The following is a 17013-nucleotide window of genomic DNA, read 5'->3' on the forward strand; positions in this document are numbered from 1 at the left end:
GCCCTTATGATGTTAATAGATATGTTATTAATTTCATAAATGTAGCAGGCCAAAATGACAGTTCCATCAAGTGTCGTTGTTACATTAAGATCTGTGCGCGGGATTGGTAACGGATTGAAAGTACACGGCCGTCTGGTTAAGAAGACCGTGAATATTGAACTAGATTTGATTAAAAAGAGTAGTTGAGCTGAAGACCTGCTAACCAGGCACTGGTATTGACTGTAGAGACGATATTGAAAGGTTCAGGATTAGCAAGAACTTGTGATTCATCGATCGTTGTTTGCTCACCTGTCAAGTAGCCTAAAGCTAGATCGACACTGAGGTTTTCTGTAGCTTTATAAGTACCACCAAAGGTAAACCAATGCCTGTCAGTATCAGGAATCGAAAGTGAGCTGATCTGATCAACGGGTGACAAGTCATACATATAGCCCGCTCTTAACTCGATTGAGCGGTTCAGATAGTGGGTAATGCCAATAGAAACGTGTCCAGCATCTTGCCATTGGTAGTCTTTAATTGATGTTGAGTAACTTTCTGATGCCAAGCTATCAAATTCAGACCAAGCGACGTATTGCATGCTGTAGTGAGCCGCCCATTTAGGGTTAAGTTTATGGTAGCCCGAGAACTCTATAATATCAGGCAATGGAATATCTAGATTGTCTGTTAGACCTTGACCTTCACCCGCTTGATAGACTTGGCCTTCGGCTCTTAATTCTGGGCTATAACGATAAGATAAGCCAAAGCGGTTGTTCTCATCTAACACATAGGCTAAGCCCAAGTTGAAACCTAAGCCATAACCATCCGCGTCGATTGAAAGTAGTGGCGCATTATTGTGCTTTCTCGCGATGTCTCCTTCACCATAGATGATGTCGATACCACCGCCCACCGACCACGAATCGTCGATTTGATAGCTTGCAGAGAATCCAGCATTGATGCTACTTAAGTAGGTTTTTCCGCCAAATATAGGGGCAGAAAAATCATCGTCGAATTCCACATCAGTGCCGTAGTTCGAGTGAACCGTTGCGCCTAGAGTCCAAGGCGTCCCCTCGATAGGAAACACCATATTAGCGTTCGGTACTAGGGTATTGTTGTCGAGGCTAGTGTCATCAAGCGATTGCGTTGTCGATGTTGGTGTGGTGTAACGCATATCACTGAACTCAACTTGGCTGGCAATATTGACTGCGCCCACTGATATCATCGGTTGGTCGATTAAACTCATCGCCGCCGCATTTTTTGCTACCACAGCGGCGTTGTCAGCAATAATCGCGTCTCCAGCGAATGCACGACCTAAACCCGTTGCCGACTGAGCATTAAGTTGAAAGCCTGCGGCGTGTGCCTGAATAGCTGTAGCAACGCTAAGACTAAGGATTGTCTTTTTCATTATTGTGCCTCGTCGGTTTCATCTTCAATGTTTATCAGGTCGTCAGAGTCAAGGTAAATTGCTCGTGCGTTGGTTGCGACCATATTACGAACCGCCTCTTGTTGCGTTATGCGTGAATTGTTTCCTGCTTCCATATGTTGTGGGTCTTGAGACGGCAATCCTGTTTCATCCATTGGTCCCTCGTAAGGGAAGAGAAATGTTCCATGACCACCAACAGTCGCTCTGATCACTCCTCTGATTGGTGCATCTGTTGTGGAACTAGTTATGTCATTTAGCTCTAGCGCATGGATTAAAGGGTCCGTCCCCGTCATGACATTATTTTCTGCATTATTTGGTACTACGGTGTCAGGCATATACTCTCCGATTTCACAGGTATCACCGCAGTCACCAACAGCTTCTATAAGAAGAGTTGGTTGCTGAGCTTGCACCTGTCTCGAAACCTTTCCTGCTGGGTCTGAACCATCAATAGTTTGTTGGACGCCTTGCTTTAAAATAGGGATGAGAGCTGAATAGATTTCGTTCTCCAACATCTCAATACTGCCTTCTAGTTCAGCACTATGAGTTTGAAGAGCGGTGATACAAGTTTCGTTACTTTCACTTTCGTGACATATGTTTGGCAATAGAGTTTCCGCAATCGCTCTTTGCACGTCAGCTGACTTTTTCACCGAGGTTTCCATTTCGGAACCTAGTGTGAGAGAAGAAAGTGTAAGATTTACTAATCCTTGACCTGGTACAACGTAGTTGGAAGTAGCTAAAGCCAAGCCCTCTATTGGTTGGGCAACTGGTGATTCAGGCTTATAAGTCGCCTCAGTGGTCATTACAGACATGATGCCTCCAAGAGAGACTCCAATTAAGTGGACCTCTCTGCCAGCCTTATCATTGCCGAAATTGAGCGCCCATCTTAAGCCAATAAAGTCACTAACAGATTGGTGAAGGTTAGACCGTAATGTTAGGGGGGAAGTGATATTGATAAAGTAAGACTTGTCAGCGCGAGCACTAATGGGCTTTCCGCTGTCGCAGTATTTTAATGTTGTTTCATCACTATATTTCGAACTATCACAGACGATTCTAGCACCATGATACGGCATATCTATTGCTGTAAATATGTATTCCTTTCCGTCTGTAACATATTCCTTAGCAACCAGTGAAGCGGACTCTTTGTCACCAGTAACGCCATGGATAAAGATAACCGATGGATTGGTGGAATCCTTAATGAACTGTCTGGCTCCGGCTTTTGAATCTGTAGCTCCGCCAATGTAAGGCAAGTAAAAATCGACAGGGATAGTGGTTGTAGAGTCATTATACTTGGCTACTTCCCCTTGATTGCCAAAGAAAGGTTGGGTTAGGTGCTCTCCATTCTCACCTTTTGTCCAATTGTACATTGACGGGCAATTGGCGATCGGGTCGTAACTGTCCAGCAAACATTTTTCTCTATCGGCGATGTTTTGTGTAAAAGGAAGGTAATTGTTTGTCTCTAGTGTTGCGCCAGAAACGATTATATAAGCTTTACTTGGACGAGCAGAGTTGACCTCAGTGACTTCAATATTCGTCAGGTCAAGTGTCGGTGGATTTGATGGATCAGATATTGTTTGTTGGACAATATTGTCGATGACGGAATAACTATTTTGAGTAGTAAATGTAGAGGCGTATACGACCTCGTTCGGCTTACCTAAGTCACTATACGCGGAAACGGCGTTTTTTGTCTTCTGTTGGAGATTGCGTTGTTGCTCATCCAACTCATTGGGGTCTGCACTTAAAAGTTGTCCAAAGGCTGGCGATGATTGTAGAGGAGCGCCTTCTGCCGTCATAACGCCGTTTGAGACGGCAATGAAATACTCTGTCCCTGGTTGAAGAGCGGCACCGCATTCGATGGTGAGTTTGCGACCATCACTAGATAGTTTGGTATTTGGAACCTCTTGCCTAGTTGTCCCGTCGATGAGCAGAACGTTTCCTTGCAGAGACGTTGGTTCTAGGGCAATAACCTGCCCAGAACCTACGCTGCTAAGCGGAATCTCAATTGGCTCAACACACAAGCCCCAACCATCGACGGCGGCGAAGCTAGTTTCAAAGCTTTGGTAGTAGGCGTCATATTCAGCGTTAGTAGAATAAGCATTGGGTGAAGAAGGTTCACCGGGCAAAGAAATTGTTCCGTCTGCATCATATCCATAGCCGTCATTAGGCATAGGAATGCTACTCAACGAAAAAGGTACTTCTACTGCGATGTTTTCAGAAGTGCTCTCTTCACTATTACACCCCCCGAGTAGTGAGATAGCGGAAACTGCGAAGGTTAGAGAATGGAATACTCTCATAGGAGATACCTGTGTAGTTGCTCAAATTGACCTGATATATCGAGCGAACAAGAGGTTATTTACAAATGTTTAACAATAAAAAAAGCTAAAGAAGGGCAGGGTTTGGTATTTAGATAGGAGAGCTGAATGAATTTCGCGGCTGAAATTTGTGCTTTAGATGCATTGTTTTGGGGAGCAGATCGCTATTTATGTGCATCTGAGTGATTAACTTCACAGAACGCTATTTTAAAGTAGGTAAATGTAGCTAACTGTTAGCTAGATTACATTACTTTTGTTAATTTTTCCGCATTATACCTAGCATAAGATGCTAAAAAAAGGCATCTTATCAGATAATTTGGCACTTCGGTCTGCTGGTTGTGGGAATCTTATGTTAATTAACTGACTATTTTCTCTTTACCAGTGTTTTTTACCAATTTCTTGACGTAATCGTGGAATTATACGATTTTTTGCTACATTTTTATGGCAAATTACTTCGATGATTGATACTGTGTGCCGCAATCTTTGTATGGATTTAGATTTTTATGCTTAAATTTTGAGCTAAACAGATCTAAATCACTGTCCGTTCTAGTGCCATACAAAGAAGTCATGGATGCAAATGAAAAACTTGGAGTTTTACGCATGTATAAGAACAAAATAACGCGCGCTCTTCTAGTTGGCGCGGGCCTTTCTTTAGCGCTAACTGGTTGTGGTGACAAACCAGAAGAAAAACAAGCTGCTCAGCCAGCACCTACCCCTGAAGCTAAATCAGACTCTCAGAATGTAGAACTCGCAGCGGTACAAGAATTAGTTCGTGGCAACGGTACAGAAGTTGCGACAATCGACCCGCACAAATCTCAAGGTGTTCCAGAATCTCACGTTATTCGTGATCTTCTTGAAGGCTTGGTGAACCAAGATGCTGATGGCAACACTATCCCAGGTGTCGCTGAATCTTGGGAAACAACAGACAACAAAACTTTCACTTTCCACCTACGTAAAGACGCGAAGTGGTCTAACGGCGACCCAGTAACTGCGGGCGATTTCGTGTACAGCTTCCAGCGCGCAGTTGATCCAAATACGGCTTCTCCATACGCTTGGTATATGGAATACACCAAGATGGTCAACGCAAAAGACATTGTCGCTGGTAAAAAAGACAAGAGCGAACTAGGTGTTAAAGCGGTAGATGATCACACGCTAGTTGTTACGCTTGATACTGCTGTACCTTACTTCGTAATGATGATGGGTCACACTACAGTGAAGCCTGTTCATAAAGCAACTGTTGAGAAGTACGGTGATCAGTGGACTAAACCAGAGCACTTTGTTGGTAATGGCGCTTTCGTAGTAGATAAGTGGGTTGTGAACGAGCGCCTGGTACTTAAACGAAATGAAAAGTACTGGGACAACACAAGCACTAAACTAAACAAAGTAACCTTCCTACCTATCGAAAACCAGGTAGCAGAAATGAACCGCTTCCTAGCGGGTGAGATTGATATTTCTCACGAATTACCTGTAGAGCACTTTAAACGTCTTAAGAAAGAGCACCCAGAAGAAGTATCAGTAACAGGCAACCTGTGTACTTATTACTACCTCTTCAATACCAAAAAAGCACCGTTTGATGATGTGCGTGTCCGTAAGGCTATCTCTTACGCGATTGATCGTAACATTGTTACTGACGCTATCTTAGCGCAAGGTCAAAAGCCGGCTTACTTCTTAACTCCAGAGATCACTGCAGGCTTCAACCCAGAAATGCCTGCATATGGTCAGATGACTCAAGCAGAGCGTGATGCAGAAGCTGCGCGTCTTCTAGAGGAAGCTGGCTTTGGTAAAGACAACCCACTTAAATTTAACCTTCTTTACAACACTTCTGAAAACCACAAGAAGATTGCTGTAGCACTAGGTTCTATGTGGAAGAAAACACTAGGTCTAGATGTAACTCTAGAAAACCAAGAGTGGAAAACTTACCTGTCTACGAAAGATTCTGGTGACTTTGAAGTAGCACGTGCTGGTTGGTGTGGTGACTACAACGAAGCCTCTTCATTCCTAACGTTAATGAAGAGTAACAACAACACTGGCGGTATTCACTACGACAGCAAAGCTTACGATGCAATTATCGATAAAGCACTGAAGTCTACTTCAGATGCAGAGCGTGAAGCACTTTACCTAGAAGCAGAGAAGCTACTAGCGAAAGATATGCCTATCGCACCTATCTACCAGTACGTGAAATCGCGTCTGCTTTCTCCTAAGGTTGGTGGCTTCCCTGCAAACAACCCAGAAGAGAAAATCTACTCTAAAGATCTATACATCCTCAAGTAAACCTTGAACTGATAGAACTATAAAAATATTGGCCTGCATGTGAGCAATTACATGCAGTGCCTCTACTCAATCTGAATTCGAAGAAATTCGATTGATTCCTTCTTTTTTTAACTGTCACAGACTGAAAGAGTGAGTTTATGTTTAAATTCATCGCGAAAAGGATATTTGAGGCGATCCCAACCATGTTGGTTTTGATCACTGTATCTTTCTTTCTTATGCGTTTCGCTCCGGGTAACCCATTCTCGAGTGAACGTCCATTACCGCCAGAAGTTATGGCGAATATTGAAGCTAAATACGGGTTAGATAAGCCAGTATTTGAGCAATACACTACATACTTAACCAACGTCGTCCAAGGTGATTTTGGTCCTTCATTCAAGTATCTTGATTACTCGGTAAATGAACTGATCTCCGTTGCGCTACCTGTATCGGCTAAAGTTGGTTTTATCGCCTTTATCTTTACTGTCATCATGGGGGTCACAGTTGGTACCATTGCCGCCTTGAAGCAAAATACCTGGGTCGACTACACCATAATGTCTACCGCCATGTTGGGTGTAGTAATGCCATCGTTTGTATTGGCACCCGCACTTATCTATCTGTTCTCGCTACATTGGAATATATTCCCTGCGGGTGGCTGGCAAGATGGCAGCTTGAAGTTTCTCGTACTGCCTGTCATAGGTATGTCTCTTTTGTACGTGGCAACTTTTGCGCGTATCACGCGTGGCTCAATGATCGAAACCTTAAACAGTAACTTTATCCGTACTGCTCGTGCGAAAGGTCTAAGTTACCGTTACATCATCATAAAGCATGCCTTAAAGCCTGCGCTTCTTCCTGTTGTTTCATACATGGGTCCGGCGTTTGTAGGTATCATCACAGGTTCAGTGGTTATCGAAACCATCTTTGGTCTACCGGGTATCGGTAAACTGTTCGTTAACGCTGCATTTAACCGTGACTATTCGCTTGTTATGGGGGTAACCATCTTGATTGGTTTCCTATTTATCCTATTCAACGCGATTGTAGATATCCTACTTGCAATGATTGACCCGAAAATTCGCTACTAACAGGGACGTTTGGTTATGTTAACGAAAAAAGAAAACCTAGAAGCGATTGAGAAGTTCTCTGAAAATCTAGAGATCGAAGGTCGCAGTCTATGGCAAGATGCTCGCATCCGCTTTATGCGTAATAAAGCGGCGATGGTGAGTTTATTTATCCTATTTTTAATGACCTTGGCGGTTGTTGTGTTGCCGACGATAGCGCCATTCACCTATGATGATACTGACTGGTACGCGATGCATGTCGCTCCAAGTGCTGAGCACTGGTTTGGTACCGATAGTTTAGGTCGTGACCTTTACGTTCGTACGCTTATCGGTGGCCGTATCTCTCTAATGGTAGGTGTCATGGGCGCATTTGTTGCGGTATTGATTGGTACGCTCTACGGTGCTGCTTCTGGCTTTATCGGTGGTAAAGTAGACCGCATCATGATGCGTATTCTAGAGATACTTTACGCAGTTCCTTTCATGTTCCTAGTTATCGTACTAGTGACCTTCTTCGGTCGTAACATCATTCTAATCTTCGTTGCTATCGGTGCCATTGCTTGGCTAGATATGGCGCGTATTGTGCGTGGTCAGACGCTTAGCTTACGCAGCAAAGAGTTTATCGAAGCGGCACATGTTTGTGGTGTGAGCAAGTGGAAAATCATCACTCGCCATATCGTACCAAATGTACTGGGCATTGTAGCGGTATACTCGACGCTGCTTATCCCTAGCATGATTTTGACTGAATCATTCCTTTCATTCCTTGGTCTTGGTGTTCAGGAACCAATGACGAGTTGGGGCGCACTTCTTCAAGAAGGTGCACAGACAATGGAAGTAGCAATCTGGCAGTTGGCATTCCCAGCAGCGTTCATGGTTGTGACTTTGTTCTGCTTCAACTACGTTGGTGATGGCCTGCGCGACGCGCTGGATCCAAAAGACAGATAATTAAAAAGATTAAGGAAGCAATGATGAGCTTATTAGATGTCAAAGATCTGCGTGTAGAATTTACCACTCAAGATGGTATCGTGACCGCAGTAAACGATTTAAATTTTTCTCTGAATCAGGGCGAGACTCTAGGTATCGTAGGAGAATCTGGTTCAGGTAAATCTCAGACTGTATTCGCTATTATGGGGTTGCTGGCAAAGAACGGTATTATCTCAGGTAGCGCAAAATTTGAAGGCAATGAAATTCTCAACCTTCCAGAAAAAGCGCTCAACAAAGTTCGTGCAGAACAGATTGCAATGATCTTCCAAGACCCAATGACATCGCTTAATCCTTACATGAAGGTAAGTGACCAGTTGATGGAAGTTCTCATGCTGCACAAAGGCATGGGTAAAGCGGAAGCGTTCGAAGAATCTGTACGCATGCTTGAAGCGGTGAAAATTCCAGAAGCGCGTAAGCGTATCACTATGTACCCGCACGAGTTTTCAGGCGGTATGCGTCAGCGTGTGATGATCGCTATGGCTCTGTTGTGTCGTCCAAAACTGTTGATTGCGGATGAGCCGACAACAGCTCTAGACGTAACGGTACAAGCTCAGATCATGGATCTACTTAACGAGCTGAAATCGGAATTTAACACTGCAATTATCATGATTACTCATGACCTTGGCGTGGTCGCAGGTTCATGTGACAAGGTACTGGTAATGTACGCTGGTCGTACCATGGAGTACGGTACAGTCGATGAAATTTTCTACAACCCAAGCCACCCATATGCAGAAGGTTTGCTCAAGGCGATTCCTCGTCTGGATACAGAAGGTGAAATTTTACCAACGATTCCAGGCAACCCGCCTAACTTGCTTCGTCTACCACAAGGCTGCCCTTACCAAGAGCGTTGCCACCGTGTTATGGATCGTTGTAAGCAAGAAGCGCCAATTTTGACGCCATTTGGTGATGGCCGTCAGCGCGCATGTTTTTCACAGTGGGAGGCTTGGAGCAAATGAGTGTAGATAAGAACTTAATCCTAGATGTTAAAGAGCTTAAAGTGCACTTCAGCATCGCATCGAAATCAGCTTGGCCTTGGTCAAAACCTGCAAATCTCAAAGCAGTTGATGGTGTAAACGTACGCTTATACGAAGGTGAAACCCTAGGCGTAGTGGGCGAGTCTGGCTGTGGTAAATCGACTTTCGCGCGTGCAATCATTGGGCTCGTCGAAGCGACTGACGGTGACGTGATGTGGCTTGGTCAAGACTTGACTAAGATGCAAGAAGTTCAACGCCGTGAAACGCGAAAAGAAATTCAAATGATATTCCAAGATCCGCTGGCTTCTCTTAACCCGCGAATGACAGTGGGAGACATCATCGCTGAGCCTTTAGAAACCTTCTATCCAGAGCTATCTAAAGATGAAGTAAAAGATCGCGTCAAAGAGATGATGGCTAAAGTTGGTCTACTACCAAACGTGATCAACCGTTATCCACACGAGTTCTCAGGCGGTCAGTGTCAGCGTATCGGTATTGCACGAGCACTGATTCTTAAGCCTAAAATGATCATCTGTGATGAGCCAGTATCAGCACTAGACGTGTCAATTCAAGCTCAGGTAGTCAACCTACTTAAAGAGCTACAAAAAGAACTTGGTTTGTCTCTTGTGTTTATCGCCCACGATCTTTCAGTAGTTAAGCACATCTCAGATCGCGTATTGGTGATGTACCTAGGTAATGCGGTTGAGCTTGGTGAGGCAGAAGCGCTGTTCGCCGATCCTAAGCATCCCTACACGCGCGCTTTGATGTCGGCAGTACCAATTCCGGATCCTAAGCTCGAGCGAAACAAGAAGATTGAGATGTTGGAAGGGGATTTGCCATCGCCAATTAATCCTCCATCAGGTTGCGTGTTCCGTACTCGTTGCCCTCAGGCGACAGAGGCTTGTGCGCAAACTAAGCCTTCAATTGAAGGTAGCGATGTTCATGCAGTGTCTTGTATACACGTGAGCGTATAGTTTCAGCCTGTGACGGGCTTAAGCGCGGCATCCTTATGGGGTCGCGCTTTTTTTGTATGCGCATTTCTCTACCATTCAAAATATTCGAACAACTAAGCCAATTGTCTCTAATTATCTACGTAAATGATTTACTTATACTTGTACCATCAACGAATCATCTGGTTAGGAGACAATAATGGGTAAGCTAGTAGAAGGTGTGTGGCACGACGTTTGGTATGACACTAAATCGAGTAATGGCAAATTTGTTCGCGAAGATTCCGGATTTAGAGATTGGATTGAAAACAAGCCCGATGCCAAATTTCAGCCTGAATCCGGGCGCTATCACCTATATGTCTCATTAGCCTGCCCGTGGGCTCATCGCACTCTGATCTTTAGAAAGCTAAAGGGGCTTGAAGAGCACATTGATGTTACTGTTGTCTGTCCAGACATGATGAGTGAAGGTTGGCAAATGGGGCTACCTGAGCCTCTGTTTGGTCATACACGCATGCACCAAATCTATACGCAAGCTAAACCAGACTACACAGGGCGCGTAACGGTGCCGGTACTTTGGGATAAGAAACACAATACGATCGTCAGTAATGAGTCTTCTGAAATCATTCGCATGTTTAACTCTGAGTTTAATGAGCTCACAGGTAATACAGCAGATTATTATCCGCAAGAGAAGCGAGAAATCATTGAAGAGTGGAACACTTATGTCTACCCACATGTTAACAATGGTGTGTATCGCTGTGGGTTTGCCACAACCCAAGATGCGTATGAAGAAGCCTACAACCATCTATTTGAGTCGCTAGATAGATTGGATGCCCATCTAGCGAAAAGCCGTTACCTTGCTGGTGACAGTATCACTGAAGCCGATTGGCGTTTATTCACCACGCTGATCCGTTTTGATGCCGTTTATGTTGGACATTTTAAATGTAATATGAAACGTATTGCAGATTACGCTGATCTCAACGGCTACATGAAAGAGTTGTATCAGGTGTCTGGTATCAAAGAGACGACGGACTTTTACCATATTAAGCGCCACTACTACTTTAGCCATACCGGAATCAATCCTACGCAAGTGGTGCCAGTAGGGCCAGATCTAGATTTGGATTCCCCTCATGGGCGAGACAGCCTTTAGTCTTTTTGAGCCTAATAAAAGAAAACCCTCGCTAAGGCGAGGGTTTGTCATTTCAGAAAAGGTTAAATTAGTTAACCACTTTCTCTTCTGCTTGAGCCGCTTGGTCTGCTTGGATTGCAGTTAGAGCTACTGTGTATACGATGTCGTCTACGAGCGCGCCGCGAGACAGGTCGTTTACAGGCTTACGCATGCCCTGAAGCATTGGACCGATAGATACTAGGTCTGCTGAACGTTGTACTGCTTTGTACGTCGTGTTACCTGTGTTTAGGTCTGGGAATACGAATACAGTCGCTTTACCTGCTACTGGAGAGTTTGGTGCTTTGGAAGCTGCAACGTTTTCCATGATAGCCGCGTCGTACTGCAGAGGGCCGTCGATAACAAGATCAGGACGTTTCTCTTGAGCAAGTTTCGTTGCTTCACGGACTTTATCTACGTCAGCACCCTTACCAGATTCACCAGTAGAGTAAGAGATCATTGCAACGCGTGGGTCGATACCGAATGCCGCAGCAGAATCTGCAGATTGGATTGCGATTTCAGCTAACTGTTCAGCAGTTGGATCTGGGTTGATCGCACAGTCACCGTAAACCAATACTTGGTCAGGCAGTAGCATGAAGAATACAGAAGATACGATAGACGCATCAGGTGCAGTCTTGATGATCTGGAACGGAGGAACGATAGTGTTCGCAGTTGTGTGAACAGCACCAGAAACTAGACCGTCAACTTCGTCATTCTCAAGCATCATTGTGCCTAGGAATACTGAATCTTGTAGCTTCTCACGCGCTACAACTTCAGTCATGCCTTTCGCACCACGTAGTTCAACTAGACGAGCAACGTAGTTTTCACGAACTTCATCAGAGTTGATGATCGTTACGCCAGCACCTAGCTCAACGCCTTGTTGCGCTGCAACACGTTTGATCTCTTCAGGGTTACCTAGAAGCACACATTCCGCGATGCCGCGTTCAGCACAGATAGCTGCCGCTTTAACCGTACGTGGCTCGTCACCTTCAGGAAGAACGATGCGCTTGCCAGCTTTACGAGCAAACTCAGTTAGCTGATAGCGGAATGCTGGTGGGCTTAGGCGACGAGACTTCTGAGTCCCTTCGGTCATAGACTCGATCCAGTTGCCGTCAATGTTGCCTGCTACGTGCTCGTTGATGAACTCGATACGCTCTTTGTCGTCCGCAGGAACTTCAATAGAGAAGCTCTGTAGGTTTAGAGACGTCTGCCAAGTGTTACCTTGTGCTTTGAAAATTGGTAGACCTGAGTCAAACGCAGGCTTACATAGACCAACGATCTCTTCTGGGATGTCGTAACCACCAGTCAGAAGAACTGCACCGATTTCAACACCGTTCATTGCTGCTAGCGCTGCTGCAACGATAACGTCTGGACGGTCGGCCGAGGTAACAAGAAGTGAGCCCGGTTTGAAGTGCTCAATCATGTTTGGCAGAGAACGTGCACAGAATGTGATGCTCTTAATACGACGGGAATTAACGTCACCTTCATTAATGATGTCTGCACTTAGGTGCTTCGCCATATCGATAGCACGAGTCGCGATTAGGTCGATGCTCCAAGGCACGCAACCAAGAACACGGATTGGAGAAGTGTTGAAGATCTCCATCACTTTCATTTCGTTTTGTTTCGCGCTATCAGCGTCATCAAAGATTTCTGATAGGTCAGGGCGAGTACGTCCTGCTTCATCAACTGGTGCGTTTAGTTTGTTGATGATAACGCCAGAGATGTTCTTGTTTTTAGTGCCACCGAAGTTAGAACAAGCTACTTCAATACGCTCTTTTAGCTGCGCAGGGTTATCTGTGCCAGGAGTTGCCACTAGAACGATCTCTGCGCCAAGTGTTGCTGCGATTTCTGCGTTCACTTGGTTAGCGAATGGGTGCTTACGCGTAGGAACAAGACCTTCGATTAGCGTAACGTCTGCATCTTTGTTGATTTGGTTGTAACGCTCAACTACTGTTTCTAGCAGCTCATCCATGTTGTCGTTACCGATTAGGCTTTCAGCAACAGACATCATCATAGGTTGGCCGATCTTCACGTCACTGTTTGCACCAACGATAGTTGATGTGAGATCCGGTTGATCGCCCCCAGAACGTGGCTGACAGATTGGCTTGTAGAAAGAAACTTTAACGCCTTTGCGCTCCATAGCGCGAAGAACACCCATGCTTACGCTAGTAAGACCAACACCAGCACTTGCAGGGATAAGCATAATAGTACGAGACATTCGTAGAGTACCTATAGCTATTGGGATAAAAGCTTAACTGCGTATTCCTTATCATCTGGAATAGAAGTTAAGCCCCTTGGTAAGAAAACCGGCTGACGTTGGTCAGCCGGTTAAGTCAATTAAAGACCTGCTAGACGAGCAGTGTCTTCAGCGATAACTAGCTCTTCGTTAGTAGAGATAACCATAGCTGGGATACGGCTGTTCGCAGTAGTGATAGTACCTTCGCCACCGAAACGAGCTTTAAGGTTAGCTTCACCGTCAACTTCGATACCGAAGATACCTAGGCGGTTTAGAACCATTTCACGGATAGGGCCAGAGTTTTCGCCGATACCACCAGTGAAAGTGATTGCGTCTAGACGACCTTCAAGAGTCGCAGTGTAGCCTGCTACGTATTTAGCTAGACGGTGACAGAACACGTCCATTGCACGAGTTGCTTCTTCTTTCTCACCGTAGTTGTCTTCAACGAAACGACAGTCAGAAGTCACTTCAGTTAGGCCAGCAAGACCAGACTCTTTAGTTAGCATGTTGTTGATTTCTTCAACAGAGTAACCTAGAGCGTCATGTAGGTGGAAGATGATTGCAGGATCTAGGTCACCACAACGAGTACCCATTACTAGACCTTCAAGAGGAGTAAGACCCATAGAAGTGTCTACAGATTGACCGTTCTTGATTGCACATACAGAAGCGCCGTTACCTAGGTGACAGTTGATGATGTTTACTTCTTCAACTGGCTTGTCTAGTAGGTTAGCAACTTCACGAGTGATGAATAGGTGTGAAGTACCGTGCATGCCGTAACGACGGATGCCGTGCTCTTTGTACAAGTTGTACGGTAGAGCGTATAGGTAAGACTCAGAAGGCATTGTTTGGTGGAACGCCGTGTCAAAAACAGCAACGTTTTGCAGACTAGGGAAGTTTACTTTAGCCGCTTCGATACCAATTAGGTGAGCTGGGTTGTGAAGAGGTGCGAAAGTCGCAGCGTCTTGAATACCCTTAAGTACTTCATCTGTGATTAGTGCAGATTGAGTGAACTGCTCGCCACCGTGAACGATACGGTGACCGATAGCGCCAAGGTTAGCTTTAAGCTCAGGCTTAGAAGCAAGAATAGTTTCTACCATGAAAGATAGTGCTTCTACGTGAGCAGCGCCCGCGCCTAGTTGTGCTTCGTGCTTGCCGTCAAGTTTCCACTTCATACGAGCTTCTGGAAGACCTAGACACTCAGCAAGACCAGTTAGGTGCTCTGCACCTGTTTCTGCATCAACTACAGCGAATTTAAGAGAAGAACTACCGCAGTTTAAAACTAAAACTAGCTTAGACATTAATGACTACCTGTTAATTTTTCTGATCGAAATCAGTAAGGGTGAAAATTAATCTCAAGAATAGACGAAGCAGGAACAGCTGCGTACTAATCTTGGTCAAAAAAACTTCGAATTCCGTATATAAAGACAGTGGCGATTCAAATCACCACCCTTGCATCCGCTGCAGATAGGTCTCAAGAGTTGCTTAAATTGTAAATAACGGCAACAATGAGATTGTGGGTCCGCAAAGGATAACGATAATAGGCAATGATAACAAAAAAATTTGAAAGAATATTAACTTTCATCAATTTTTTGTTAGTTTAGTTGAAGGTTTCAACTAAATTTTAGTTTAGGACCCTGTACTGGAGTGAGAGAGCCCTATGAGTAATAAAGCTGGTTTAGTTCATAGTTTACGAAATGGACAAAAGTACATGGATACTTGGCCAATGCGTAAAGAGCTTAATTTGTTGTTTCCAGAGCAGCGCATCATTAAAGCAACGCGTTTCGGCGTAAAAGTGATGCCAGCTATTGCAGCGATCAGTGTCTTAACGCAAATGGCATTCAATAATTACCAATCGATGCCTCAAGCCGTGATCATCGCTCTATTTGCTATTAGTATGCCAATTCAAGGTATGTGGTGGTTAGGTAACCGCGCTAATACGCAACTCCCACCGGCTCTTGCTGGTTGGTATCGCGAGATTTACCAAAAGATAGCCGAAAGTGGCTTTGCTTTAGAACCAATGAAATCGCGCCCTCGCTACAAAGAGCTTGCTCAAATTCTTAACCGTGCTTTCCGTCAGTTAGATAAAAACGCATTGGAACGTTGGTTTTAAGAGAGGGAACGGGCTGCACCTTAAAGAACGCTGTGCTTCGAGAATCGGGAACGGACTTCGTCCTGTGAGAGGTTAGGTGGTGATTTAATGAAAACTGTTGACAGAATTTGCCTCCTAGTAGACTAAAATAGTCTCGCATCTCGCATCTCGCATCTCGCATCTCGCATCTCGCATCTCGCATCTCGCATCTCGCATCTCGCATCTCGCATCTCGCATCTCGCATCTCGCATCTCGCATCTCGCATCTCGCATCTCGCATAAAAAAACGCCCACCGAAGTGAGCGTTTCCTCTTATTTAATACTATTCAGCATTAGTTGAACATCGCGATAGCGTCAGCTGGGTCTACGTATTCTAGCTCGAAGCTTTCTGCTACTTCTTTACACGTTACTTTTCCGTGGATTACGTTTAGACCTTCTAGGAAGCCATTGTCCTCTAGAAGTGCTTCACGGTAACCTTTGTTCGCTAGCTTAACGATGTAAGGCAGAGTTGCGTTGTTTAGTGCAAACGTAGATGTACGAGCAACAGCGCCAGGCATGTTAGCTACACAGTAGTGAACTACGTCATCAACGATGTATGTTGGATCAGCGTGTGTTGTCGCGTGTGAAGTCTCAAAACAACCGCCTTGGTCGATTGCAACGTCTACTACTGCCGCACCTGGCTTCATCTTAGCGATGTGCTCTTTGGTAACGAGTTTAGGTGCTGCTGCGCCTGGGATTAGAACTGCACCAATGACTAGGTCAGCTGCTAGAACATGCTTCTCAATTGCGTCTTCTGTAGAGTAAGCCACTTTTGCACGACCTTGGAATTCTTCATCAAGACGGCGAAGTGTATCAACATTGCGATCTAGGATGGTAACGTCTGCACGAAGGCCTACAGCCATACGAGCTGCGTTTGCGCCAACAACACCACCGCCAACAACGACAACTTTCGCTGGCTCAACACCTGGTACACCACCTAGTAGAAGACCACGGCCACCGTGAGATTTCTCTAAAGTTTGTGCACCCGCTTGAATAGACATGCGACCTGCTACCTCAGACATTGGAGCAAGTAGTGGCAAGCGACCCATATTATCTGTTACAGTCTCATATGCTATACAGACAGCTTTGCTCTTGATTAGCTCATCAGTTTGTGGAAAATCTGGTGCTAGGTGCAAATAAGTAAATAAAATTTGCCCTTCTCGAAGCATAGCTCTCTCGACAGCTTGAGGTTCTTTAACCTTTACAATCATTTCTGCTTGCGCGAAAACGTCAGCAGCGGTAGGAAGAATGGATGCGCCTACAGCGATGTAATCATCGTCTGAAAAACCGATGCCTGAACCGGCATTAGTTTCAACAAAAACTTGGTGACCTTGAGACACTAGTTCGCGAACGCTCGCTGGGATCATACCAACACGGTACTCGTGGTTTTTGATTTCTTTAGGTACGCCAATGATCATCCTGAATCCTCATTATATTTTGGTTGTGTAAACTATAGTAGTTGTATTAACTGTGTGTAGGGTAATTCTGTCGAATTAATATCTAGTATAGATATGATTGAATAAAATTTGATACTGAATATTAAAAAGTTGTAGTATATTTTTTTGCAAGGAAGTAATAA

At 44.8% G+C, this 17013-nt stretch carries 12 protein-coding genes; 7 read left to right on the forward strand and 5 right to left on the reverse strand.

The genetic code is table 11. The annotated features are described in order from the left end of the window. Positions 1-169 precede the first annotated feature (169 nt). Both ZX61_RS05830 and ZX61_RS05835 read right to left on the reverse strand, forming a co-directional pair. Complete coding sequence (locus tag ZX61_RS05830; RefSeq protein ID WP_049843757.1) at positions 170-1378, reverse strand: OmpP1/FadL family transporter; 1209 nt, start codon at positions 1376-1378, stop codon at positions 170-172. Further along, on the reverse strand, positions 1378-3687 hold the full coding sequence (locus ZX61_RS05835; protein WP_235431295.1) for a lipase: 2310 nt from the start codon (positions 3685-3687) through the stop codon (positions 1378-1380). Before ZX61_RS05835 ends, ZX61_RS05830 begins: the two co-directional genes overlap by 1 nt. Before the next feature lie 618 nt (positions 3688-4305). On the opposite strand from ZX61_RS05835, the gene ZX61_RS05840 reads away from it, so the two are divergent. The 6 genes from ZX61_RS05840 to ZX61_RS05865 all read left to right on the forward strand — a co-directional run bounded on the left by ZX61_RS05840 (position 4306) and on the right by ZX61_RS05865 (position 11056). Then, a complete protein-coding gene (locus ZX61_RS05840) occupies positions 4306-5976 on the forward strand; it encodes an ABC transporter substrate-binding protein (RefSeq protein ID WP_049843803.1) in 1671 nt (556 codons plus the stop codon). A gap of 137 nt (positions 5977-6113) precedes the next feature. After that, positions 6114-7034 carry an oligopeptide ABC transporter permease OppB gene (gene oppB / locus ZX61_RS05845; protein ID WP_049843758.1) on the forward strand — a complete coding sequence of 307 codons (921 nt, stop codon included), beginning with the start codon at positions 6114-6116 and terminating at the stop codon, positions 7032-7034. Between the two features lie 15 nt (positions 7035-7049). After that, entirely contained in the window at positions 7050-7952 is a 903-nt protein-coding gene (oppC, locus tag ZX61_RS05850; RefSeq protein ID WP_049843759.1) for an oligopeptide ABC transporter permease OppC, read from the forward strand. A 23-nt stretch (positions 7953-7975) separates the two neighbouring features. Next, on the forward strand, positions 7976-8947 hold the full coding sequence (locus ZX61_RS05855; RefSeq protein WP_049843760.1) for an ABC transporter ATP-binding protein: 972 nt from the start codon (positions 7976-7978) through the stop codon (positions 8945-8947). Beyond that, complete coding sequence (oppF, locus tag ZX61_RS05860; protein ID WP_049843761.1) at positions 8944-9936, forward strand: murein tripeptide/oligopeptide ABC transporter ATP binding protein OppF; 993 nt, start codon at positions 8944-8946, stop codon at positions 9934-9936. Before ZX61_RS05855 ends, oppF begins: the two co-directional genes overlap by 4 nt. A 175-nt stretch (positions 9937-10111) precedes the next feature. Continuing rightward, complete coding sequence (locus tag ZX61_RS05865) at positions 10112-11056, forward strand: glutathione S-transferase family protein (protein ID WP_049843762.1); 945 nt, start codon at positions 10112-10114, stop codon at positions 11054-11056. Between the two features lie 67 nt (positions 11057-11123). Here the strand turns inward: ZX61_RS05865 and pta are convergent, their stop codons facing one another. Beyond that, positions 11124-13289 (reverse strand): phosphate acetyltransferase, encoded by a 2166-nt coding sequence (gene pta / locus ZX61_RS05870; protein WP_049843763.1) that lies wholly within the window; start codon positions 13287-13289, stop codon positions 11124-11126. A 119-nt stretch (positions 13290-13408) separates the two neighbouring features. Then, on the reverse strand, positions 13409-14605 hold the full coding sequence (locus tag ZX61_RS05875; RefSeq protein WP_049843764.1) for an acetate kinase: 1197 nt from the start codon (positions 14603-14605) through the stop codon (positions 13409-13411). A gap of 359 nt (positions 14606-14964) precedes the next feature. On the opposite strand from ZX61_RS05875, the gene yfbV reads away from it, so the two are divergent. After that, entirely contained in the window at positions 14965-15417 is a 453-nt protein-coding gene (yfbV, locus tag ZX61_RS05880) for a terminus macrodomain insulation protein YfbV (RefSeq protein ID WP_049843765.1), read from the forward strand. Between the two features lie 310 nt (positions 15418-15727). Here the strand turns inward: yfbV and ald are convergent, their stop codons facing one another. Next, positions 15728-16852, reverse strand: a complete 1125-nt coding sequence (ald, locus tag ZX61_RS05885; RefSeq protein WP_049843766.1) for an alanine dehydrogenase — start codon at positions 16850-16852, stop codon at positions 15728-15730. Positions 16853-17013: the final 161 nt, after the last annotated feature.

It is taken from the genome of Vibrio sp. VPAP30 (genome assembly GCF_001188205.1).
Classification (GTDB): domain Bacteria; phylum Pseudomonadota; class Gammaproteobacteria; order Enterobacterales; family Vibrionaceae; genus Vibrio; species Vibrio bivalvicida.